Source organism: Pedobacter namyangjuensis, assembly GCF_003313325.1.
Lineage (GTDB): Bacteria > Bacteroidota > Bacteroidia > Sphingobacteriales > Sphingobacteriaceae > Pedobacter > Pedobacter namyangjuensis.
The window spans coordinates 1,544,747-1,569,139 of the sequence record NZ_QMHQ01000001.1 but is presented as its reverse complement, the minus strand read 5'-3'; the positions used below and the strand labels follow the sequence as shown (position 1 = coordinate 1,569,139).

At 39.2% G+C, this 24,393-nt stretch carries 14 protein-coding genes, 2 tRNA genes and 3 rRNA genes; 13 read left to right on the top strand and 6 right to left on the bottom strand.

The features are described from left to right. Positions 1-48: 48 nt before the first annotated feature. The 5 genes from rrf to DUT69_RS07125 form a co-directional block, all read right to left on the bottom strand. Positions 49-160 (bottom strand): 5S ribosomal RNA (gene rrf, locus DUT69_RS07145). A 135-nt stretch (positions 161-295) separates the two neighbouring features. Next, positions 296-3,176 (bottom strand): 23S ribosomal RNA (locus DUT69_RS07140). A gap of 203 nt (positions 3,177-3,379) precedes the next feature. Continuing rightward, positions 3,380-3,456 (bottom strand) — tRNA-Ala (locus DUT69_RS07135). Positions 3,457-3,471: 15 nt separating this feature from the next. Then, positions 3,472-3,546 (bottom strand) — tRNA-Ile (locus DUT69_RS07130). 110 nt (positions 3,547-3,656) lie between these two features. Further along, a 16S ribosomal RNA gene (locus DUT69_RS07125) occupies positions 3,657-5,176 on the bottom strand. The 16S, 23S and 5S rRNA genes sit together here with 2 tRNA genes alongside, the layout of an rRNA operon. Positions 5,177-5,774: 598 nt before the next feature. Here DUT69_RS07125 and DUT69_RS07115 point away from each other — a divergent pair. The 13 genes from DUT69_RS07115 (at position 5,775) to DUT69_RS07055 (ending at position 21,585) form a co-directional block, all read left to right on the top strand. After that, entirely contained in the window at positions 5,775-5,987 is a 213-nt protein-coding gene (locus DUT69_RS07115) for a hypothetical protein (RefSeq protein ID WP_113652392.1), read from the top strand. A gap of 519 nt (positions 5,988-6,506) precedes the next feature. Then, positions 6,507-7,445: an outer membrane protein assembly factor BamD gene (locus DUT69_RS07110; protein WP_113652391.1), complete on the top strand. Its 939-nt coding sequence runs from the start codon at positions 6,507-6,509 to the stop codon at positions 7,443-7,445. Continuing rightward, positions 7,445-7,771, top strand: coding sequence for a DNA-directed RNA polymerase subunit omega (locus DUT69_RS07105; RefSeq protein ID WP_113652390.1), 327 nt, complete (start codon positions 7,445-7,447; stop codon positions 7,769-7,771). Before DUT69_RS07110 ends, DUT69_RS07105 begins: the two co-directional genes overlap by 1 nt. A 46-nt stretch (positions 7,772-7,817) precedes the next feature. Then, positions 7,818-9,017 carry a bifunctional phosphopantothenoylcysteine decarboxylase/phosphopantothenate--cysteine ligase CoaBC gene (gene coaBC / locus DUT69_RS07100; RefSeq protein WP_113652389.1) on the top strand — a complete coding sequence of 400 codons (1,200 nt, stop codon included), beginning with the start codon at positions 7,818-7,820 and terminating at the stop codon, positions 9,015-9,017. Beyond that, positions 9,014-9,913 (top strand): type IX secretion system protein PorD, encoded by a 900-nt coding sequence (gene porD, locus DUT69_RS07095; protein ID WP_113652388.1) that lies wholly within the window; start codon positions 9,014-9,016, stop codon positions 9,911-9,913. The genes coaBC and porD overlap by 4 nt, the downstream gene beginning before the upstream one ends. Positions 9,914-10,035: 122 nt before the next feature. After that, entirely contained in the window at positions 10,036-10,410 is a 375-nt protein-coding gene (locus DUT69_RS07090; RefSeq protein ID WP_113652387.1) for a BlaI/MecI/CopY family transcriptional regulator, read from the top strand. A gap of 2 nt (positions 10,411-10,412) precedes the next feature. Continuing rightward, positions 10,413-12,476 carry a M56 family metallopeptidase gene (locus tag DUT69_RS07085; protein ID WP_113652386.1) on the top strand — a complete coding sequence of 688 codons (2,064 nt, stop codon included), beginning with the start codon at positions 10,413-10,415 and terminating at the stop codon, positions 12,474-12,476. A 133-nt stretch (positions 12,477-12,609) separates the two neighbouring features. After that, positions 12,610-14,262 (top strand): DNA repair protein RecN, encoded by a 1,653-nt coding sequence (gene recN, locus DUT69_RS07080; protein WP_113652385.1) that lies wholly within the window; start codon positions 12,610-12,612, stop codon positions 14,260-14,262. Positions 14,263-14,371: 109 nt separating this feature from the next. Then, on the top strand, positions 14,372-15,601 hold the full coding sequence (locus DUT69_RS07075; RefSeq protein WP_113652384.1) for a carboxypeptidase-like regulatory domain-containing protein: 1,230 nt from the start codon (positions 14,372-14,374) through the stop codon (positions 15,599-15,601). 57 nt (positions 15,602-15,658) lie between these two features. Then, positions 15,659-16,900: a carboxypeptidase-like regulatory domain-containing protein gene (locus tag DUT69_RS07070; RefSeq protein ID WP_113652383.1), complete on the top strand. Its 1,242-nt coding sequence runs from the start codon at positions 15,659-15,661 to the stop codon at positions 16,898-16,900. A gap of 71 nt (positions 16,901-16,971) precedes the next feature. Then, positions 16,972-19,389, top strand: a complete 2,418-nt coding sequence (locus tag DUT69_RS07065) for a TonB-dependent receptor (RefSeq protein WP_113652382.1) — start codon at positions 16,972-16,974, stop codon at positions 19,387-19,389. Positions 19,390-19,511: 122 nt separating this feature from the next. Next, entirely contained in the window at positions 19,512-20,585 is a 1,074-nt protein-coding gene (locus DUT69_RS07060; protein WP_113652381.1) for a PA0069 family radical SAM protein, read from the top strand. 127 nt (positions 20,586-20,712) lie between these two features. Next, a complete protein-coding gene (locus DUT69_RS07055; RefSeq protein WP_113652380.1) occupies positions 20,713-21,585 on the top strand; it encodes an ATP-grasp domain-containing protein in 873 nt (290 codons plus the stop codon). A gap of 196 nt (positions 21,586-21,781) precedes the next feature. Here DUT69_RS07055 and DUT69_RS07050 read toward each other — a convergent pair whose 3' ends face one another. Continuing rightward, complete coding sequence (locus DUT69_RS07050; protein WP_113652379.1) at positions 21,782-24,316, bottom strand: ATP-dependent Clp protease ATP-binding subunit; 2,535 nt, start codon at positions 24,314-24,316, stop codon at positions 21,782-21,784. Between the last annotated feature and the right edge of the window lie 77 nt (positions 24,317-24,393).

Below are 24,393 nucleotides of genomic sequence, written 5' to 3'. Positions count from 1 at the left end.
GTAAACAAGGAAAGCCCCACCACTTCCGTGATGGGGCTTCCTTTAAGGTTTAGGCACCGACCTACTCTCCCACATGTTACTGCAGTACCATCGGCTCTGGCGGGCTTAACTTCTCTGTTCGGAATGGGAAGAGGTGGACACCGCCGATATAGGCACCTGAATATCTTTAATTAAGTTTCAGGTTTTAAGTATTAGGCTATACGTTTGACAACGTACCACCTGCAACTTGTCACTTGCAACCTAAATGACATATTATTGAAAGAAGTTAGTTTTGAAGAGCAAACAACGTCTGCTTTTGATGAAAGCCTCGGGCTATTAGTAATACTCGACTGTGGTGTCGCCACCTTTACATCTGTATCCTATCGACGTAGTAGTCTGCTACGGCCCTATATGGAATTCTCATCTCGTGGCCAGTTTCGCACTTAGATGCTTTCAGCGCTTATCTGTCCCCAGCGTAGCTACTCTGCAATGCCCCTGGCGGAACAACAGATTCACTAGAGGCTAGTCCAACCCGGTCCTCTCGTACTAAGGTCAGCCCCACTCAAAATTCCTACGCCCACAACAGATAGGGACCGAACTGTCTCGCGACGTTCTGAACCCAGCTCGCGTGCCACTTTAATCGGCGAACAGCCGAACCCTTGGGACCTTCTCCAGCCCCAGGATGTGACGAGCCGACATCGAGGTGCCAAACCTCCCCGTCGATATGAGCTCTTGGGGGAGATCAGCCTGTTATCCCCAGCGTACCTTTTATCCTTTGAGCGATGGCCCTTCCATGCAGAACCACCGGATCACTATATCCGTCTTTCGACCCTGCTCGGCTTGTCTGCCTCACAGTCAAGCAAGCTTATGCTATTGCACTCCGCGTACGGTTACCAAGCGTACTGAGCTTACCTTTGAAAGCCTCCGTTACCTTTTTGGAGGCGACCACCCCAGTCAAACTACCCATCAAACAATGTCCCCCGCTGGGCGGGGTTAGACACCGAATACAGAAAGGGTGGTATTTCAACGTTGGCTCCACGATGCCTGGCGACACCGCTTCGAAGCCTCCCACCTATCCTACACATCCTGTACCCAATGTCAATGTTAAATTGTAGTGAAGGTGCATGGGGTCTTTCCGTCCCGTTGCGGGTACCCGGCGTCTTCACCGGGACCACAATTTCACCGAGCTCATGGCTGAGACAGCGCCCAGATCGTTACACCATTCGTGCAGGTCGGAACTTACCCGACAAGGAATTTCGCTACCTTAGGACCGTTATAGTTACGGCCGCCGTTTACTGGGGCTTCGATTCAATGCTTCTCCTTGCGGATGACATCCCCTCTTAACCTTCCAGCACCGGGCAGGTGTCAGGCCTTATACCTCATCTTTCGATTTTGCAAAGCCATGTGTTTTTGTTAAACAGTCGCCTGGGCCTTTTCACTGCGGCTGGCATTGCTGCCAGCGCCCCTTCTCCCGAAGTTACAGGGCCATTTTGCCGAGTTCCTTAGCCATGATTCACTCGAGCACCTTAGAATTCTCTTCCCGGATACCTGTGTCGGTTTGCGGTACGGGCTTTTATAGACTGGAGCTTAGCGGTTTTTCTTGGAAGTCTGATTACCTGCGCTATCCGCTTGCCCGAAGGCTCGCGGTACTATCAGCTTTCAGCATCGTTGGCGGATTTGCCTACCATCGATATACCTACGGCCTTCAACGAACTATTCCGTCAGTTCGCGGCAGTTCCACTACTCCGTCCCCACATCGCATCTATAAAAGGTACGGTAATATTAAACCGTTGTCCATCGAATATCCCCTTCGGGTTCTCCTTAGGCCCCGACTAACCCTGATCCGATTAGCGTTGATCAGGAAACCTTATCCTTTCGGTGGGCGGGTTTCTCGCCCGCCTTATCGTTACTTATGCCTACATTTGCTTTTCCAGAAGCTCCACCGCAGCTCACGCTGCAACTTCGCCGCCGCTGGAATGCTCCCCTACCGTAATATAAATATTACCCATAGCTTCGGTATACCACTTGATGCCCGTTTATTATCCATGCACGATCGCTCGACTAGTGAGCTGTTACGCACTCTTTAAATGAATGGCTGCTTCCAAGCCAACATCCTAGCTGTCTATGCAATCGCACCTCGTTAGTTCAACTTAGCGGTAATTTGGGGACCTTAGCTGATGGTCTGGGTTCTTTCCCTCTCGGCGCGTGACCTTAGCACCCCGCGCCTCACTGCCGGCCATATTATACAGCATTCGGAGTTTGTCTGGATTTGGTAGGATTTGACTCCCCCGCACCCAATCAGTAGCTCTACCTCTGTATAACTCTATGCCGACGCTGTTCCTAAAAACATTTCGGGGAGTACGAGCTATTTCCCAGTTTGATTAGCCTTTCACCCCTACCCACAGATCATCCGGAAACTTTTCAACGTTTATCGGTTCGGTCCTCCAGTACGTGTTACCGCACCTTCAACCTGTCCATGGGTAGATCACAAGGTTTCGCGTCTACCTCCCCTGACTATGCGCCCTGTTCAGACTCGCTTTCGCTTCGGATCCGTGCCTGAAGCACTTAACCTTGCCAGAGAAGAGTAACTCGTAGGCTCATTATGCAAAAGGCACGCCGTCACGCCACCTGGACGCTCCGACCGCTTGTAAGTATACGGTTTCAGGTTCTATTTCACTCCCCTGTTCGGGGTTCTTTTCACCTTTCCCTCACGGTACTGGTTCACTATCGGTCTCTCGGGAGTATTTAGCCTTACCGGATGGTGCCGGCAGATTCCCACAAGGCGTCTCCGACCTCGCGGTACTCAGGATACTGCTAGGCTAGCATTCGATACGTGTACAGGGCTATCACCTTGTGCCGCCGGGCTTCCCATCCCGTTCCACTTCTGTTTGCTAATGCCACGTTGCAGTCCTACAACCCCGGCCATGCCGTAACATGACCGGTTTGGGCTCTTTCCCTTTCGCTCGCCACTACTTAGGAAATCATTGTTATTTTCTCTTCCTCCGCTTACTTAGATGTTTCAGTTCGGCGGGTTTGCTCATTACATGTGGCTGGTCTTCAACCAGCCGGGTTTCCCCATTCGGAAATCCGCGGATCGATTCGCATTTGCCGATCCCCGCGGCTTATCGCAGCTTATCACGTCCTTCATCGCCTCCGAGAGCCAAGGCATCCCCCGTATACTCTTTCTTACTTTCTTCTACTCGTGCGCCTTTTGCGCCGCACGGTATGCTTTTTTTGATATGTTGCCAACTTTTTGTCCCCTGGGGAACTCCAAGCCAACAACGTCTCTATTGTTGTTTGCTCTTCTTGTTAACTTCTTCCAATATGTCAAAGAACTTTCGATCCCGGGCACGTTGCCGTACCTATTATAAACGTACCTTTTGTCTCGAGGTACCGGTGATGGTGGAGAATAACGGAGTCGAACCGTTGACCTCCTGCGTGCAAGGCAGGCGCTCTAGCCAGCTGAGCTAATCCCCCAAAAAAACTTGCTTGTAGTCCCGTCCAGATTTGAACTGGAGACCCCTACATTATCAGTGTAGTGCTCTAACCAGGCTGAGCTACGGGACTGTTAATCTCGCCCCTGCAGACCTGAGTCGTGCCGATGGCTCGTCTTCTTGGTGTTTTCCTTTAGAGATATGTATCATTTTTTACGCAGCGGGTGGTCCGTACCACTCCAGAAAGGAGGTATTCCAGCCGCACCTTCCGGTACGGCTACCTTGTTACGACTTAGCCCCAGTTACCGGTTTTACCCTAGGACGCTCCTTGCGGCTACGTACTTTAGGTACCCCCAGCTTCCATGGCTTGACGGGCGGTGTGTACAAGGCCCGGGAACGTATTCACCGCATCATTGCTGATATGCGATTACTAGCGAATCCAACTTCACGGGGTCGAGTTGCAGACCCCGATCCGAACTGTGAACGGCTTTTTGAGATTGGCATTACATTGCTGTATAGCTGCCCTCTGTACCGTCCATTGTAGCACGTGTGTAGCCCCGGACGTAAGGGCCATGATGACTTGACGTCGTCCCCTCCTTCCTCTCTGTTTGCACAGGCAGTCTGTCTAGAGTCCCCACCATGACGTGCTGGCAACTAGACATAGGGGTTGCGCTCGTTGCGGGACTTAACCCAACACCTCACGGCACGAGCTGACGACAGCCATGCAGCACCTAGTTTCGTGTGATTGCTCACTGTGCCATCTCTGGCACATTCACTAACTTTCAAGCCCGGGTAAGGTTCCTCGCGTATCATCGAATTAAACCACATGCTCCTCCGCTTGTGCGGGCCCCCGTCAATTCCTTTGAGTTTCACCCTTGCGGGCGTACTCCCCAGGTGGAACACTTAACGCTTTCGCTTAGCCGCTGACTGTGTATCGCCAACAGCGAGTGTTCATCGTTTAGGGCGTGGACTACCAGGGTATCTAATCCTGTTTGATCCCCACGCTTTCGTGCCTCAGCGTCAATCAGACCATAGTAAGCTGCCTTCGCAATCGGTGTTCTGTGACATATCTATGCATTTCACCGCTACTTGTCACATTCCGCCTACCTCTAGTCTATTCAAGCCCGTCAGTATCAAGGGCACTGCGATAGTTGAGCTACCGTCTTTCACCCCTGACTTAACAGGCCGCCTACGCACCCTTTAAACCCAATAAATCCGGATAACGCTTGGATCCTCCGTATTACCGCGGCTGCTGGCACGGAGTTAGCCGATCCTTATTCCTTCGGTACATTCAGCTTCCTACACGTAGAAAGGTTTATTCCCGAATAAAAGCAGTTTACAACCCGGAGGGCCGTCTTCCTGCACGCGGCATGGCTGGTTCAGGCTTGCGCCCATTGACCAATATTCCTTACTGCTGCCTCCCGTAGGAGTCTGGTCCGTGTCTCAGTACCAGTGTGGGGGGCCATCCTCTCAGATCCCCTAGCCATCGCGGTCTTGGTGGGCCGTTACCCCGCCAACTAACTAATGGCACGCATGCCCATCCAAACCCCATGAATGTTTGACCATTGCACGATGCCGTGCTGTGGTTTTATGCGGTATTAATCCGGATTTCTCCGGGCTATCCCCCAGGTTTGGGCAGGTTGCATACGCGTTACGCACCCGTGCGCCGGTCTCAAGGCTGCAAGCAGCCTCTACCCCTCGACTTGCATGTATTAGGCCTGCCGCTAGCGTTCATCCTGAGCCAGGATCAAACTCTCCATTGTAAAATGTGTAGTTCGAACGCTGACCATCGATATTCTAACGAACATTAATAATCTTGTTCTTTTTTGTATGTTGTCCGGTCGTACGGACCTAAGAAACAGCTTGGCTACATGTACTTTGTAACCGTACCGTTCGCCCCGCTGCGTTGTATAAATGATATCTCTTTAATGAACTTTCCGATCATACCTCCCGGCGATCCGTATATGTTGCAATGTGCTTTCTTTTAACTTCCGGTCCTTTTCGTTCCGGTCGCCTAATTCAAGGTTACATTGTTTCAGTCTTTTTTTCAGCCTTCCGGACTCCGTCCGTCGGCCCCCGTTTCGTTTGGGACTGCAAAGGTAGGAAACTTTTTTGAACCTGCAAACTTTTTTTACTTTTTCCGAAACTTTTTTTCGTTCCGTCTGTTTGCCCGTTACAGCTCCGCTGCATCAAATCCCTATCGCTCCGTCTTCCCTTCGCCGTCACCTCCGTGGCGGGTTGCAAAGGTAGGAATATTTTCCGCTCCCCAAAACTTTTTTAGAAGTTTTTTTTCGCTTCCCCTATTCCCGTTTTTACTTGCCACGCCTCCTCCGAAGCGGGATGCAAAGGTAGCAAAAAAATATGTCCGAACAAACAAACGCCAAAATTGTTTTGAAGGGAATACGTAATATGCTGGCCGACAGCGTGAAAAAATCAATGACGGCAATGTTCCAACCCCTTCGGCACGGCCTGCGCAATGCGGATGGACGTAAAAAAAGCCAGACGGGTGCGGTTATGGAAGCTGATTTCCCGTTTCTGCCGGCCGGCGAAAACGATATCGACCAAAAAAAATAAAGCGATCGACCGGAAAAAGGAGTGGGAAACCCCAGCATGGAATGGAAGCTGGCGCCGTAGCGCAGCCAAGTGATGGGCAGTGTGCCCCTTTTTCCGGACGGCTATCGGGAAAAACCTTGTGGAAGGCACGGCCAGTGCTATCTAAACCCGACGGGAGCGGAAATACTTTTTGCGGCGCCGGAACCTCGACCATCCACAGCGACCGCGGCGCAAAAAGATTGGAACGGACGGCGGGGCTGCACTTACCTATATGCACAGAATTTGATTTTCGAAAAAACATTAAAGTTGCATATTATATATATAACTATTGGTTACCTATAATTGGCTACTTGCAAAGTTGCATATAGTATATATATGTGTTTAAAAATAGTGATTAGATGAATTGAAATTGTAGATTGTATAACAGTTACGATCTAATGTTAAAATTTGTTAAGTGTTTGATGCGTTAAAAGCGTTTATTTAGCTTCGCAGTTATTATTTTTAATTGACGTTATCGTATTATTAACTTATCTTTGCAGAATGTTTAAAATTAAACACTTACTTATTTTAAGTCTTACCGTTGTGATATTGGGCTTGGCTGGCTGTAAAAGCAGTTTTGAAAAGCTTCGCTTGAGTAATGATGTTACAAAAAAATACCAGGAAGGAATTAGGCTTTATAATAAAAAAGATTATTCTAAAGCTTTGATTTTATTTGAAGGGCTGGCTCAAAAATACAGAGGAACGGCGGAGGCCGAAGATTTAAACTATTATTACGCTTTTACTTTATACCGTTTAAAGGATTATACAACTGCGAGATATAAATTTAAGGAATTTGCCGACACTTATCCGGCAAGTAAAAATGCTGAGGAGTGCCGTTATATGGGCGCTTATTGTTATTATTTAGATTCGCCAAAGTCTTCTTTGGACCAAGCGAATACTTATAAGGCTATAGATGCACTTCAATTATTTATTAACCTTTATCCGAAAAGTGATAGGGCTACACAAGCAGCGCAATATATAGCAAACCTGCGTAATAAGCTAGAAGTTAAGGCTTTTGATAATGCTAAACTTTATTATACCTTGGGAGGTTATGATGTAAGCAATTACAAATCGGCAGTTGTAGCATTGAAAAATGCTCAAATTGAATTTCCGGATATTAAGTACGCTGAGGAAATGGATTTATTGATTGTGAAAGCCCAGTATATGTTTGCTAAAAACAGTTATGCGATTAGACAAGAAGATCGTTTTAACGAAGCTATTGGCTACTACAACGAATTTGCGGAGGCACACCCTACCAGCAAATATATGAAGGAAGCTGTTGCGCTTAAAGAAAATAGCGAAGCAGGAATTATTGCTGCTAAGAAAATGATTGCAGAAGATACTGCAGAATACCAAAGACAATTAGCCTTAATGAAACGAGGCGAAAAGGTACCTGATACCACGAGTAACAAAGTAGAAATTATTAAAACACAAAAATAATGAACACAGCAAAACCAGCAATTCCGAATACTACGGTAACTAGAAATGTACATGATTTAGATGCATCTACTGATAACATTTATGAGTCGTTAGTAATTATTGCTAAAAGGGCGAATCAGATTTCTAACAATATGAAAGAAGAATTACACGGCAAGTTAGCTGAGTTTGCTTCTTCTAACGACAACTTGGAAGAGATTTTTGAAAACAGGGAGCAAATTGAAATTAGCAAGCACTATGAGCGTATGCCTAAGCCTAGCCTAATTGCAATCGATGAATTTTTGAATGATAAAGTTTATCACAGAAATCCTGCTAAAGAGCAGAAATAATTAATGCCTTTGCTTAACTTGCGCCTTGTAATTATACAAAGGTAGTATGCTTAGCAACAAAAATATTATCCTTGGCGTTTGTGGCAGTATTGCGGCCTACAAATCGGCTACGTTAGTGAGGTTACTCATTAAGGCTGGCGCAAACGTTAAGGTTATTCTTACGGCAGATGCGAGTAATTTTATTACACCTCTTACGCTTGCCACATTATCTAAAAATCCTGTTTACACCCAATATTTCGAAGCCGAAACTGGCGTTTGGAGCAATCATGTTGAATTAGGTCTTTGGGCTGATTACATGATAATTGCGCCAGCAAGTGCCAATACTATAGGCAAAATGGCAAATGGATTATGCGACAATTTGCTAACTGCAGTTTATCTGTCTGCTAAATGCCCTGTGTACTTTGCCCCAGCTATGGACCTAGACATGTGGAAGCATGAAAGCACACAACAAAACATTAGTCAGTTAAAGAATTTCGGAAATACGATTATAGCACCTAACAGTGGTGAACTTGCAAGTGGTTTGGTTGGCGAGGGTAGACTAGCAGAGCCGGAAGAAATCGTTTCTTTCTTGATAGCTGACATTAAAAGTGGCATGCCTCTTTTGGGAAAACGCGTTTTGGTAACTGCCGGACCAACTTATGAAGCTATAGACCCAGTTAGATTTATAGGCAACCATTCTTCTGGCAAAATGGGATTTGCTATTGCTGATGAGATGCTTACACTTGGTGCTGATGTTACCTTGATAACTGGGCCAACTGCAGAAAAATCTGCTAATAAACTAAATCGGGTTGATGTAGTGAGTGCGCAAGATATGTTAGATGCCTGCAACGCATATTTTGATAATAGTGATATTATGGTGATGAGTGCAGCAGTGGCCGACTATACCCCTATTGAAGTTGCACCACAAAAAATAAAAAAGAACGATTCGGATTTTTCTATCGATCTGAAAAAAACAACCGATATACTAGCGAGTTTAGGCAAACAGAAAAAATCTGGCCAAATATTGGTTGGCTTTGCATTAGAAACCGAAAACGAAGAGCATTATGCAAAGGAAAAGCTGAAGAAAAAGAACCTTGATCTTATTGTGTTAAACTCTCTAAACGATAAAGGCTCTGGTTTTAAAACTCCCACCAATAAAATTACTATATTTAATAGTGACATGGTTAAGACAAGTTTTGAAACAAAGCTTAAGACTGATGTTGCCAAAGATATTTGTGCTGAAATTTTAAAGTTAACTACCAAATGAAAAAAATTATAGGTTTAGTATTATTAGTGTTTTTAACAAGCGTTTCTTTTGCGCAAGAGTTAAATGCTCGCGTACAAATATTAACTCCAAATATTTCGAATATAAATAAGAGAAACGTAGAGCTTTTGCAAAATACTATTCGAGACTTTTTAAATAATAACAAGTGGACAAATGATACTTATTTACCGCAAGAGCGTATTGAATGCAACTTCGTTATAACTATAACCAAATGGGATGGCAGTTCTGCCTACTCTGCAGAAGCGCAAATACAATCTAGTCGACCAGTTTACGGAAGTTCGTATTATAGTACTTTGCTAAATATGAGCGATAAGGATTTTGACTTTAACTATAACGACGGACAGACGCTAGACTTTTCTGATCAGAACTTTATATCTAACCTAAGCTCGTTATTTGGTTTTTATGCTTATACCATTATTGGCTTGGATAAGGATAGCTTTAGTAAACATGGAGGTACACCTTATTATTTAAGAGCTCAAAATCTGTTAAACATCGCTCAAGCTGGAGGTAACAAAGGCTGGAGAGCAGTTGACGGCTTACGGAATAGATTCTGGATAAACGAAAATTTGCTGAATGTTAGTTTTAGAGAACTAAGAACTTTCATTTACGATTACCACTTAAATGGACTGGACAAATTGCAGGAAAATGTTCCGGTTGGAGCAAAAAATATTATTGCCTTACTCCCAGCTTTACAGAAAATGGATAAGCAAAAGCTAGGCTCTATTTTTCCGAATGTTTATTTTGCCAGCAAAGCTGATGAAATTACCAATGTGCTTTCTACAACCGATTTGCAAGACAGAATGGTTGCATTTAACCTGTTGAGTGAAATAGATCCTGCTAATATTGGCAAATACGAAGCGCTAAAGAAAACCAGATAAGCCTCTCCAATATCATAAAATCAACGTTAAATTTTAATTCGTTAAATTTTTGTTAAAACATTTGTTTTATACGAATACATTCGTACATTTGAATACGAAATAATTCGTAGAACGAAATTGATATGAGCAACACAATAAAACCAACCGAAGGAGAATTAGAAATATTGCAGGTTCTTTGGCAAAAAGGACTCTGCACAGTTCGCGAGGTACATGAAGCCTTAAATAAAAAAGACGCTGGTTACACAACTACCCTTAAGCTGATGCAAATAATGCACGAAAAGCAATTGGTAGACCGCGATGCGAGTTCAAAATCTCATGTTTACCGTGCGATAATTAGCCAAGAAAAAACACAGCAACAAATGGTTAATAAAATGATTGACAATGTTTTTAATGGCTCTGCTGCAAGACTAGTAATGCAAGCCTTGGGAAACAAAAATGCTAGCAAGGAGGAGATTGATTTAATTAAAGAATACCTGAACAATCTTGAAAACAAATAATTATGGAAGCTATTTTCAGTAATTTAATAAAAGCTACGGGATGGAGCATTCTTCATTCTTTATGGCAAGGTGCATTAATCTATGCTGTAATTTTTGTGCTATTCTTGTTCATTAAATCTAATGCAAGGGTTAGGCATAATATCGCCTTTGGCGCATTGAGTTTAATTTTTTTAGCGTTTTGCACAAACTTCGTGTACTTTTTTGAATTGCCATCGGCAACAAAAGCTACTACCGATGCAACGCTAGAAAACCTCACCGCATATTATTGGTTAAAGGCAAATAGCAGTCTTAGTTTTAAAACCGAGGGTTATTTCCCGCTTTTAGTAGGCACTTATCTTATAGGTATAATCTTTCAACTTAGTATACTTTTAATGGGCTATGCAAAACTTAAACAAATAAAGAGAGCAAGTACCATTAAAATTCCCGAGGCTTGGAAAGCTATATTCGCGATGACGGTTTTTCAGCTTAAAATTAAAAAGCCTGTTTCTTTTTATTTGTCTGCAAGCGTTAATGTTCCTTTAGTAATTGGCTTTTTTAAACCGGTGGTCTTATTCCCTATAGCGTTAGCTACACAACTAGACCATAAACAAGTTGAAGCAATTCTTATACACGAGTTATCACATATTAGAAGAAATGATTACTTATTAAACCTGCTAAAAACTTTTATCGAAACTATCCTTTTCTTCAATCCATTTGTGTGGTTAACCACCAAGTTTATAAATATTGAAAGAGAACATGCATGCGATGATTTAGTAGTTGAACTAACTAATACTCCCCTAACCTATGCGCATGCGCTATTAAAATTAGAAATACTTAAAGAAAAATCGCCAGCCTTAGCTATGGCTGCAACAGGAAACAATCAACACTTATACCAACGCATTAAAAGAATAACCGCAATGAAAACAAACTACATCAATGTTAAGCAACAAGTTGTAATTCTTGCTTTAACAATCGCCACTGTTTTTTCTATAGCATGGATTAATCCTACTAAAGAAAACAAAAAGTCTGCTAAAAACTACTCATTAGAAAAACCATCTGTAGTAGACAGCAAACCTTTAAACAAACATCTTTTTAGTAGAACTGATACCGATACGGTTAAAAGAAAACACAAAAAAGAATATGTGATTAAAACTAACGGCAAAACGACAGTTTACGCCACCTTAGATGAAATGCCAGATAGTTTAAGAGAAAAGATAGTTAAAATGGAACAGAGGTTCAATTCAAAAGAATGGAAAGACCAAATGGCCAAAATTGAATTGAATGCCAAGGATTTGGAGAAAAAATTCAACTCGCCAGAATGGAATGAAAAAATGGCTAAAATTGAATTGGACTCTAAAGAAATGGAGAAGAGATTTAACTCGCCGGAATGGAAGGAAAAAATGGCTAAAATTGAATTTAACGCTAAGGAAATGCAAAAGAAATTCAACTCGAAGGAATGGAACGATCAAATGACAAAAATCGAATTCAACGCCAAAGAGATGGAGAAAAAGTTCAATTCTACGGAGTGGAAAGAAAAGATGGCGAAAATTGAATTGGACTCGAAAGAAATGGAAAAAAGATTTAATTCCCCAGAGTGGAAAGATAAATTCGCTAAAATTGAATTCAATGCAAAGGAATTAGAAAAGAAATTCAATTCGAAGGAATGGAATGATCAAATGACAAAAATCGAATTTAATGCCAAAGAGATGGAGAAAAAGTTTAACTCGCCAGAATGGAAGCAAAAAATTGAAGAATATAAAAAGCTACACGATTCTCCAGAATACAAAGAGCTTCAACAAAAATTTGAAAAAGAAGTTAAAGAACTAAAAAAGCAAAAAGGAATTAAAGACGATAAAGCAGTTTTATTATTTGACGGCGGAAATTTAGATAACTTATTTACACCATTGGCTGGAGATTTAAAAAATGTTTTTGCATCAATAGCGCCACTACAGTTTAAATCATTAGAACTTAATTTAAAGGATTCTAAGTTAAATCTTGATGACTTAAAGTCTTTAGTAGAAAAATCGCCTAACAAAACACTGAAACTTAATAATATGCAGGTAAAATTAAAAACTCTGAAAAACTAAAAAGATAAACTGTATTAGGCTAACAGCTAATTAAAACCAAACACACTACGAAAGGCGGAATTTAAATTCCGCCTTTGTCATTTAATAAAATCGTTAAAAAGCAAATTCATTTTATGTAATTTAGCATTACATTATGCTACAAAAACTTTCTATACGTAATTACGCTTTAATAGACAGCCTAGATATTGAATTTGATAAAGGGTTGAATATAATAACTGGTGAAACTGGTGCTGGTAAATCGATAATTCTGGGCGCCTTGTCGCTAATTTTAGGTCAACGGGCAGAGAGCAAATATTTTTTTAATCAGGATAAAAAATGTGTAATTGAAGGCGGTTTTTTCTTGGCAGATGAACAACTAAAACCATTATTTGAAGGTAACGATTTAGATTTTCAGACAGAAACTCTGTTAAGACGTGAGATTGCTATTGATGGAAAGTCGAGAGCTTTTATTAACGACACACCCGTAAATTTAGCTACCTTAAAATTGGTGGGCGAACAACTTATTGCTATACACTCGCAACACGCTACGCAAGAAATCAGTAACCCAGATTTCCAATTGTTGATTTTGGATGCGTTGGCCAATCATCAGCCTCTGCTTAAAAATTATAGACAAGAATTTAAGCAACTGAAACTTGTAGAACAGCAACTTAAAACCTTGACACAACAAACCGAAGAGGCAAAAAATAAACAAGATTACGAGCAATTTTTGTTCAATGAATTAGAACTTGCCGGATTAAAAGAAGGCGAACAGGAAGAGTTGGAATTAGAACTTGAAAAACTTACGCATGCAGAAAGCATTAAACGCTCCCTACTTAATGCGTTGGGTTTGATTAGCGAAAACGAAACTGCGACCACTAATTTATTGAAAGAAGCAAGTTTGCAACTTAACGCGGTTGAAAAATTTGATTCGACTATTGCAACGCTAAACGAGAGACTAAAATCTACGTTAATTGAATTAAAGGATATAGCTGCAGAACTTAGTAATTTAGAAGAAAATACAGAACACAATGCCAATCGTTTAGAAATAATACAGGAGCGCTTAGATTTGTTCTATTCGTTACAGCAGAAACATCGTGTAAGCGATAACAACGCCTTGCTATCAATCCAAAATCAGCTTTCTGCTAATCTAAATGCTATTTTAAATAGCGATGAAAAGTTGGAAAAACTCCAAAAGAATATTGCTAAGCTGAATGAATCCTTATTAAAAAAAGCAAAAGAATTAAACGCTAACAGAAATAAAGCAGTTACGATTGCCGAAAAGGAAATTGGCAAATCGCTAAAGCAAATGAGTATGCCTAATGCTACGTTGAGTTTTAATTTAACTACGCAACCGCAGCTTGATGAAAATGGTATAAATGAAGTACAACTAATGTTTACAGCTAATGCTGGTCAAAAATTAGCGCCAGTGGGCAAAGTAGCATCTGGCGGTGAACTATCTCGATTAATGTTAGCCGTAAAAGCTTTATTAGCCAAACATACTGCATTACCAACCTTAATTTTTGATGAAATTGATACAGGTATTTCTGGAGAAACCGCACTTAGGGTTGGAGAAGTAATTGATGGCTTAGCAAATGATATGCAGATAATGGCTATTACGCATTTACCGCAAATTGCTGCAAAGGGTAAATCTCATTACTTTGTATTTAAGAGCGAAAAAGCCGATAAAACAACAACTGGAATTAAAAGACTTTCAGACGATGAGCGTATTAATGCTATTGCAGAAATGCTGAGTGGTAAAAATCCGGGCGCTTCAGCATTACAAAACGCGAAGGAGTTGTTGGGCTAGTCCGAAAATTTCGTTATCTGCAAAATGAGACACACAGTATAGAGGCAAAGTTTGCCAAGTAATTTAAATTTTAATTTCCATCACCTAATTTATTAGTTAAATTTACCAGATGACTAATAGATTTTTCGCGACCGTACTACTCGTTCTATCCAGTTTTTTTGCTTTTGCTCAAAACACCTATACCATTAGTGGAACCGTTAAAGATGCAAAAGAGACCTTGCCCGGCGCAGCAGTTTATTTAGGTGGATATAAAATTTCTACCGTTACAGATAACAACGGTAAGTTTAATCTTCCTAGGCTTGCTCCTGGCATTTACGAAGTTTTAGTGCAAATGATCGGCTACATCCCCTATTCTAAAAGCATAGAAATTTCAGATAAATCTGTAAGTATTGATGTATTGTTAAAGGAAAATACAACAATGCTGAAAGAAGTTGTTATAAAACCTGATCCCGATAGAGCTTATCATCTTGCCTTGTTCAAAGATTTTTTTATCGGAAAAACGCCCAATTCTGCACAATGTAAAATATTAAACACGCAAGTTTTAACTTTTAACGATGATAAGCAAACGCAAATGCTAACCACAAATGCTAGCGATTTTTTAATTATAGAAAATAAAGCACTTGGCTACAACATCAAATATCTCTTGTCATTTTTTGAGTACGATTACAGAACAAAAATATTCTACTATGGTGGTCATCCGCACTTTGAAGAGATGAAAGGTAGTAAAGCCAAACAAAAACAGTGGCAGAAAAATAGAGAGCTTGCATACAACGGTTCTATGCAACACTTTTACAAATCATTATATGCAAATAAAATTGATGAAGAAGGTTTTGTAATTAATAAGCTGAGTAAAATACCAAACAAAGATCGTGCTCCAGATAGCGTTATTAATGCAAATGTTAAGCGACTTACTACCGGACAAGCCGGATTAAATAATGTCATCACTTTTAACGGTAACGATTCGTTATCTCATTGGCTTAAAGAGCGAAAAAAACATAAAGAAATTTCAGTACTAAACCGGCAAAATGTATTGATTGACACTTTAGTTAAACCTTTTAACAGCGATTTAAAAATGATGAATTTCAAAGACGAACTTTATGTAATTTATAAAAATGAGCAAGAATCTGAAGCTTACGACCGCTCTGGCTTAAAACAAAACAGACCAATGGAATTGGCCAACTTTCAAATATCTGTAATTCAAATGATGGAGCCACCTGTAAGATTTTATGAAAATGGAGGTGTGTTCGATCCACGGAGCGTATTATACAAAGGTTTTTGGGCGTACGAAAAAGTAGCAGATATGGTACCAATGGATTACATTAGAGCGGAGATTAAATAATGTTAAAGTATGCGATATAATTCACTTTTAAATGCCTAATTGTTATTTTTAGACGATATGTTTAAAGCGCCCTTATTGTCTTTTTTTCTTTTTGCAACTATTCTTCAAGTTAATGCCCAAAGTACCTATTCAATTAGCGGTGTAGTTAGAGATCAAAAAGAAACTTTGCCTGGAGCAGCGGTTTACATCAGTGGTTACAAAATTTCTACAGTTACCAATAACGACGGACGTTTTACGTTACCAAACCTAAAACCTGGCAATTACGATATTTTGGTGCAAATGATTGGTTATTTGCCTTTCTCTAAAAACATTATCATCTCGGATAAATCTGTACAGGTAGATTTTTTAATAAAGGAAAGTACAACAACACTGAATGAAGTTGTAATTAGAGTAGACCCGAACCGACAGAAATACATTAATCAGTTTACCGAATATTTTATTGGCAGATCTCCAAATGCAAAGCTTTGCAAAATACTTAATCCACAGGTTTTAAGAGTAGATTTTGACATAACCAGAAGCACGTTAACCGTTAAAACGGATGAGTTTTTAATTGTAGAAAACAAAGCCTTGGGTTATCGTTTAAAATATATGTTAGATTACTTTGAATTTAATAGTCGTACAAATATTATCTATTATTCGGGCAAACCTTTTTTTGAGGAATTAAAAGCATCCGGTAGCAAAAAGAAAAAATTTATAGAGATGAGAGAAACTGCATATTATGGTTCTGCTCAACATTTTTTCAAATCGTTATACAAAGGAAATGTAAAAGACGAAGGATTTATCATTAATAAAATGGAAAAAGTCCCTAATCCATACCGACTGAATGAAATTATTATAAATCAGAATATTACCAAATTACGTACGCCACCTGAGAAAACGGGCATTCGAAAAAACGCTGGCATTGTAGATACTGCACAACTTGCCTTTTGGATTAAGCAACGAGACATGCCAAAATACATCGACAAATTAAATCAAGCGGATGTTCTTGTTGATACCTTGCTCCATTATTACAATAAAGATTTAAAGTATCTGAATTACGATAATTCGCTTTGCATCATCTACACGAAAGAAAGAGAATCGTTAGAATACGATAGATCTGGATCTTGGATAAGAAGGCCTTTAACAATACCTAACTACCAAATGTCTTTGGCGCAGCTTACCGAAGGGCCAGTACGTTTTTACGAAAATGGTGGCATTTTCGATTCTCGGTCTTTGCTTTACCAGGGTTTTTGGGCTTACGAAAAAGTTGCAGACATGGTGCCAATGGATTACATTCCAATTAATAAGCGATTGCCATAAAGCAAATACAGCATTATAGTTACAATTTACTGGTTGTATAAATTTAATTGCATTTTAGGTAAATTTTTTTGATGAACACCTTTAGATCTCTATTTCTGATACTGTTTTTTTTAACCACAAAAACCTTGTTTGCGCAAAGCTCGTCTTTTAAAATAAACGGTAAAATACTTAATGAATCCCAACAAGTAGTTTCCGATGCCACTATTTTACTCCTAAATCCTGATGATAAGGAAGTTGCAAAAACTGTTTCAAAAGCAGATGGAATGTTTGAATTGAGCTATCCCCTAAAAGGAAAATATCAACTCGTAGTTAAGCACACCGGCTATACAACCTTTAAAGTTTCCTTTGAGCTAAACGATAAAAATTTCGGCACAATTTATCTTGTAAGCAACTCGCAAACTCTAAATGAAGTTGTAGTTCAATCTAAGCAAAACTTAATAGAGGTAGATGCTAATAGCATTACCTACAATGTTGCTAAAAGTATAACTGCACAGGGTGGAAATGCGCTTGATGCTTTAAAAAATGCGCCAGGAATTTTCGTCGACAATAATAATTCCATCGCCTTAAATGGCAAACAAGGAGCCATGATCTTATTAGATGGCAAGCAAACCTATCTTACTAGCAAAGAAATAGTAGATTTATTAAGATCGATGCCCGCATCTGGCATTAAATCCATCGAAATTATTAACAGCCCTACAGCTAAATATGATGCTGCCGGCTCTTCGGGAATTATCAATATCAAGACTTTAAAATCGCAAATCCAAGGTTTTAACGGAACCACAACTGCAGGCATTTCTTACGGCGTTTATTTACGCCAAAACCAGGATTTGACATTTAATTACCGCAGTAATAAACTTAACGTTTATGGTAGCTATAATCACTTTTTTGGCTATTACTCTTACCTATATGGCTCAGATAGAATTCAAAATGGCAAAACTTACGATAGCTTTACCGACGATGTAGATAAGCGGAAAAAAATGGGGGCTCGGTTAGGTGCCGACTATAATATAAATGATAAAAACACAGTTGGACTTTTAGTAAATGGGAATTTCATTTTTGGCGGTGGGATCACAGACACAAAAACCGACATTGGCTTGCCAAACTCTTCGATTATAGATCAAACATTAAATGCTATTAACGACTATTACCATCAGAATACGGAACGTTACAACGTAAATTTAAACTATAAATATGAAGATACGCTTGGTAAAATAGTTAATATAGATGCAGATTACGGTTTTTATGAAAAAAGTGCTGGCAATTTCCAATCCAACATTTATACAGCCCAAAATACCACTACACAAGAGAGCTATTACAGAACGCTTAATGGCGCAAAAATTCATTTAAGAGCTATAAAGGCCGACTACAGCAATAACCTTTGGAGCGGAAAATTAGAAACTGGTGCAAAATATTCTTCCATTGAAACCAATAATAATTCAAGATTTTTTCAAGTATTTACTAATCAAGAAGTATTTGACGAACGCAGATCAAATACCTTTAAATTTGATGAGAAAATTGCAAGTGCATACGCAAATTATAAAAAAACAGTTGGAAAATGGGTTTTACAAGGTGGTTTACGTGTAGAAAATTCTTCATCCGAAGGTGAATTAGCTTATAAAATAAATAATAGCGACTCTCTAGAAAACATAAAAAGAAATTACACCAATTTATTTCCATCTTTTAGTGCCTCTGTTAAACCTTCTGCAAATCATAATTTTTCTTTCGGCTACTCAAGGAGAATAGATAGACCGGCATATAATGATTTAAACCCCTTTGTTTATTTATTAGATGAACTTTCGTTTTGGCAGGGAAACCCGTTTCTGAAACCTCAGTTAAGTCATCGTTTTACGTTGCAGTATGCTTATAAAAGCAATACCATTATTGGTTTAAACTTTGCCCATACCAACGATTTTAGCGCCAGCATTACCGATACAGTGGCAAATACAAGTATCGTGATGATACCTAGAAATTTGGGAACACAGCAAAATATTTCGCTTTCCGTAACCCAGCAATACGCACCAGCCACGTGGTGGGATATTAACTTTAACGGCACGCTTTACCATCTTCAAAATAAAGTATCATTTGATGAATACCGAAACTTAAATTTAAAACAGCTTGCCGGAAGATTGAATATTCAACAAAGGTTTAAACTACCTTACAATATTACCGGCGAAGTTTTAGGGTTTTTAAACTCGAAAAGATTAATTGGGGCTAACCAAGTTATGAAACCAACTAGCCAAATAGATTTAGGTTTGCAGCGAAACTTCTTAAATAATAATGCCACACTTAGGCTAGCGTTTACAGATATTTATAAAGGAAGCCAAGCTTACTCAACACAAAATTTTGAAGGGTTTTACATGAAAAATTACAGTTACTACGAAACCCGACAAGTTAAGCTCAACTTTACCTATAAATTTGCTGATAGTAAAGCGAAAGGTCCGAGAACCCGAAATTCGGCCTTAGAAAATGAAAATGGTCGTATAAAATAGTCAGTGGTATCCAGTAACTTTTTATATCAGTTTAATTTGGTACTGCTAGAGATTAAGAAATAACAAACAATTTGTTGAAAACACACCTTCAAAATTACTAAAAATATTAGTAATTTTAATCTATGAATGTGGCTGAAGAAAATTTTGATGATTACAAATATGGGCGTGGTGCACAACTAAACACAGCCAATAAATTCCTTAAAAATTCTTTAGCCAAAGAACATCCAGAAGGTATTGATGATTGGGAAGAAGCAAATCACAAAACTACTTACATCATGGGTTCATCAAAAACTATTGCTAACAAAGTTGATAGTCCTGATGTAGGTATGTGGTATTCTGTAAACCCGTACCAAGGTTGCGAACATGGTTGTATTTATTGTTATGCCCGCAACTCCCACGAATATTGGGGTTTTAGTGCAGGTTTAGATTTCGAGCAAAAAATAATTGTAAAGCAAGATGCGCCAGCATTATTCAAAAAGTTTTTAGCAAAAAAAGGCTGGGATGCCACTCCTATCTCATTATCGGGCAACACAGACTGTTATCAACCCGCAGAGCGGAAATTCAAACTTACCCGACAGCTTTTAGAAATTGCATTGGCCCATAAACAACCTATAGGGATGATTACCAAAAACTCGCTCATTTTACGAGATTTAGATATTTTACAAGAAATGGCCAAATACAATTTGGTAAGGGTTTTTGTATCTATTACAAGTTTAGATGAAAAATTAAGGCAAAAGCTTGAGCCAAGAACTACCACAGCCAAACAACGACTAAAAATATTAAACGATTTAAGTAAAGCAGGTTTACCTACCGGAGTAATGACTGCCCCTTTAATTCCGGGACTAAATGATTACGAGATGCCAGCAATTTTAAAACAAGCTGCCAATAACGGAACCAAAAGTGCTGGTTATACCGTTGTGAGATTAAACGGCGTAATTAACAAAATTTTCGAAGATTGGTTACGAAAAAACTTTCCCGATAGATTTGATAAAGTATGGCACCAGATACAAGACTGCCATAACGGAAACGTTAACGACAGCCGTTTTGGGACGAGAATGCGTGGCGAGGGTAATTTTGCAGAAATGATTCGAGATACCTTTAAACTTCATTGCAGGTTAAATAAATTAAACCTCGAAGAAGTAGAGCTAAACCGAAGTTTGTTTAAAGTTCCACAGGCTCAAATAAGTATGTTCTAATAAAATCTTCATTAAAAAAGAATTGCGAAGCGTTTCAATAAAGACTTTGCGACTAAAAATGTTTTATATTACCATTTTTTTCAAAGTTTGATGGTCATTCCCTACCTTAGAAATTCAATAAAAAAAGATGAACATAGCGCTAGTAACCTATAAAGAAAAGGGTTTATATACATCGCCTACGGCAGAAAACGAGGATGATACACTTTTAAAATTCTTAATAACAAAGGGTTTATCTATTGAAAAAGTAATTTGGAACGATTCGAGTGTAGATTGGAGCAATTATCAGTTGGCTATCCTTAAGTCTCCGTGGGATTATTTTGACTTGATTCACGATTTTTACGATTGGTTAGCAAAGATTGAACAAAAAAACATAAAGTTGCTAAACCCAGTTGATGTTGTTAAATGGAATGCCGATAAACATTATCTACAAGACATAAAAAACGCCGGCTTAAAAGTTACACCTAGCAGTTTTTTAACCAAAGGTGATGATGTTAATTTCGAAAAGTATTTTGAACAGTTTAATTCTGATAAACTAATTGTAAAACCAGCGGTTAGCGGTGGTTCTAAAAATACATTTAAAGTTGCCGCAACAAATACAGAAGAAATAATTGAGAAACTTACTCCTTTATTAGCATTAGAGGATTTTATAGTACAACCATTTTTAAATGAAATTGAAGAAAATGGAGAGTGGTCATTTTTATTTTTTGGAGGAAAATTTAGTCACTCATTACTAAAAAAAGCAAAGCCTGGAGATTTTAGAGTACAGCATAGTTTTGGAGGAACAATACATCCGCAAGAAGCACCTACTCATCTATTAACTGATGCTGAAAAATATGTTCATCAATTTGCAAAAGGTTGTTTGTACGCAAGAGTTGATGGGACTGTTATAAACAATGAATTTGTGTTAATGGAATTGGAACTTATTGAACCATTTTTATTTTTGAATGAAGATGAAAATGCACTTGACAATTATTATAGAGCTTTAACGGAGCTGATCTAAATTCTACCTTGATCAAGAACGAGATCTTCATCGCGGAGAAATCTCTAACATAGTAGCACAACTTTCACTCCGCAAATTTAAACAATAGATTTCTCCTCGCCGTATTTGCTCGAAATAACGAAAACAAAAAAAGACCTGCAATATTAATTACAGGTCTTTTTCACTTACTAGAAATCGCTTTTAAGAGATTTAGGAATTAAGCTCCCTCTTCTTTTTTCTTTTTCTTACCGTTGCTTTTGTTTACAACAACAATTTCTTCTTTCTCTTTATTGTAATCGATTTCCAAGATATCTCCTTCGTGGATGTCACCTTTCAAAATCTCCTCAGCAATTGGATCTTCCAAGTATTTCTGTATTGCACGTTTTAACGGACGAGCACCAAAAGCACTATCATAACCTTTATCGGCAATAAACTCTTTGGCAGTATCGGTTAACTTAACTTCGTAACCTAGGCTGTGTACTCTACCAAATAAAGCTTTTAACTCAATATCGATAATTTTAAAGATATCATCTTTTGCTAAACTGTTAAATACAACCACATCATCAACCCTGTTCAAAAACTCTGGTGCAAAAGCACGTTTTAAAGCATTTTCTATAACACCACGACTATGTGCGTCATTTTGGTTAACCTTTGCCGATGTAGAGAAACCCACACCTGCTCCGAAATCTTTCAATTGACGTGCACCAATATTAGATGTCATAATGATGATTGTATTTCTAAAATCAACTTTTCTACCTAAGCTATCGGTTAACTGACCTTCATCTAACACTTGTAATAAGATATTAAATACATCTGGATGCGCTTTTTCTATCTCATCCAACAAAATTACCGCATAAGGTTTTCTTCTAACTTTTTCCGTCAGCTGTCCACCTTCTTCATAACCCACATATCCTGGAGGCGCACCTACTAAACGAGATACCGCAAATTTCTCCATATACTCACTCATGTCAATTTGAATCAACGAATCATCGCTATCAAACATAAAACGAGCAAGCTCTTTAGCCAATTCTGTTTTACCAACACCTGTAGGGCCTAAGAAAATAAATGAACCAATTGGTTTTTTAGGATCTTTCAATCCAGCTCTGGTACGTTGTATAGCTTTGGTTAATTTCTTAATAGCATCATCCTGACCGATAATTTTCTCATTAACCTTGTCGTACATATTTAAAAGCTTGGTGCTATCTGCTTGTCCAACACGTTGCAACGGAATACCAGTCATCATAGAAACTACCTCTGCAACATTATCTTCAGAAACTTCATAACGTTTAGTTTTAGTTTCTGCTTCCCATTCTGCTTTGGCACGCTCTAATTCCTCTAAAAGATTCTTTTCAGTATCTCTCAATTTTGCTGCCTCTTCGTATTTTTGGCTCTTAACAACTTTGTTCTTCTCAACCTTAATATCTTCTATTTTACTTTCAATAGTGATGATATTTTCTGGCACGTGAATATTTGTTAAATGCACTCTAGAGCCTGCTTCGTCTAAGGCATCAATAGCTTTATCCGGCAAGAAACGATCTGTAATATATCTAGATGTTAAAGCCACGCAAGCATTAATTGCTTCGTCTGTGTAGGTTACACCGTGATGCTCTTCATACTTTTCTTTAATACGATTTAAGATTTCGATGGTTTCATCAGGCGTAGCTGGCTCAATCATTACTTTTTGGAAACGACGATCTAAAGCACCATCTTTTTCAATGTACTGACGGTACTCATCTAAAGTAGTTGCGCCAATGCATTGAATCTCGCCTCTGGCTAAAGCCGGTTTAAACATGTTCGATGCATCCAAAGAACCAGATGCGCCACCTGCACCAACAATCGTATGAATTTCGTCGATAAACAAAATCACATCTGTTGATTTTTCAAGCTCGTTCATAACCGCTTTCATACGCTCTTCGAACTGGCCGCGGTACTTAGTACCTGCAACCAACGAGGCTAAATCTAGCGTAACCACTCGTTTGTTAAACAAAACTCTAGAAACCTTACGCTGTACAATTCTCAAAGCTAAACCTTCGGCAATGGCACTCTTACCAACACCAGGCTCACCAATTAAAATTGGGTTATTTTTCTTTCTACGCGATAAAATCTGCGAAACACGCTCAATTTCTTTTTCTCTACCTACAATCGGATCTAAACGACCTTCCTCGGCAGCACGTGTTAAGTCGCGGCCAAAATTATCCAGAACAGGTGTTTTAGATTTAATGTCCGAAACCTTTTTAGGCGCTGTAAAGCTTTCTTCTTCTTGGTAATCGTCATCGCCACCGGCAGTACCACCGCCTTGAGCTTCATCTCTAAAACCGTTTTTGTTTACCTCAACCTCTTGCTTAAACACTTCGTAAGTAATACTGTATTGCAATAAAATTTGCGATGCAATATTATCATCATCTCTTAAAATAGACAATAACAAATGCTCGGTTCCAATTAAATCGCTTTTAAATATTTTAGCTTCTAAGTAAGTAATCTTTAAAACCTTTTCGGCCTGTTTAGTTAAGGGAATATTGCCTAAATTAACAGTAACGCTAGAAGTACCACGAACGGCATCTTCAATTGAACGGCGCAATTTCGACGTATCAACCCCTAATGATCTTAAAATCTTAATGGCCATACCATCGCCTTCGCGTATAAGGCCCAATAGCAAATGCTCTGCGCCTATATAATCGTGTCCTAATCTCAGGGCTTCTTCCCTGCTAAAAGAAATCACGTCTTTTACTTGTGGAGAAAATTTCGCTTCCATAATATGTGTGTTATTGGGGATGACACTAAACTATAAAAATGTTTTATAAACTAGCTTCCCAATTTTTATATTTTATC

Excerpts from the sequence above, each read along its gene's own strand:
- DUT69_RS07060 (WP_113652381.1), top strand. The coding sequence starts at position 19,512 with ATGAATGTGGCTGAAGAAAATTTTGATGATTACAAATATGGGCGTGGT.
- DUT69_RS07055 (WP_113652380.1), top strand. The coding sequence starts at position 20,713 with ATGAACATAGCGCTAGTAACCTATAAAGAAAAGGGTTTATATACATCG.
- DUT69_RS07050 (WP_113652379.1), bottom strand. The coding sequence starts at position 24,316 with ATGGAAGCGAAATTTTCTCCACAAGTAAAAGACGTGATTTCTTTTAGC.
- DUT69_RS07070 (WP_113652383.1), top strand. The coding sequence starts at position 15,659 with ATGTTTAAAGCGCCCTTATTGTCTTTTTTTCTTTTTGCAACTATTCTT.
- DUT69_RS07090 (WP_113652387.1), top strand. The coding sequence starts at position 10,036 with ATGAGCAACACAATAAAACCAACCGAAGGAGAATTAGAAATATTGCAG.
- DUT69_RS07075 (WP_113652384.1), top strand. The coding sequence starts at position 14,372 with ATGACTAATAGATTTTTCGCGACCGTACTACTCGTTCTATCCAGTTTT.
- DUT69_RS07110 (WP_113652391.1), top strand. The coding sequence starts at position 6,507 with ATGTTTAAAATTAAACACTTACTTATTTTAAGTCTTACCGTTGTGATA.
- DUT69_RS07105 (WP_113652390.1), top strand. The coding sequence starts at position 7,445 with ATGAACACAGCAAAACCAGCAATTCCGAATACTACGGTAACTAGAAAT.
- DUT69_RS07085 (WP_113652386.1), top strand. The coding sequence starts at position 10,413 with ATGGAAGCTATTTTCAGTAATTTAATAAAAGCTACGGGATGGAGCATT.
- DUT69_RS07115 (WP_113652392.1), top strand. The coding sequence starts at position 5,775 with ATGTCCGAACAAACAAACGCCAAAATTGTTTTGAAGGGAATACGTAAT.
- DUT69_RS07065 (WP_113652382.1), top strand. The coding sequence starts at position 16,972 with ATGAACACCTTTAGATCTCTATTTCTGATACTGTTTTTTTTAACCACA.
- coaBC (WP_113652389.1), top strand. The coding sequence starts at position 7,818 with ATGCTTAGCAACAAAAATATTATCCTTGGCGTTTGTGGCAGTATTGCG.
- porD (WP_113652388.1), top strand. The coding sequence starts at position 9,014 with ATGAAAAAAATTATAGGTTTAGTATTATTAGTGTTTTTAACAAGCGTT.
- recN (WP_113652385.1), top strand. The coding sequence starts at position 12,610 with ATGCTACAAAAACTTTCTATACGTAATTACGCTTTAATAGACAGCCTA.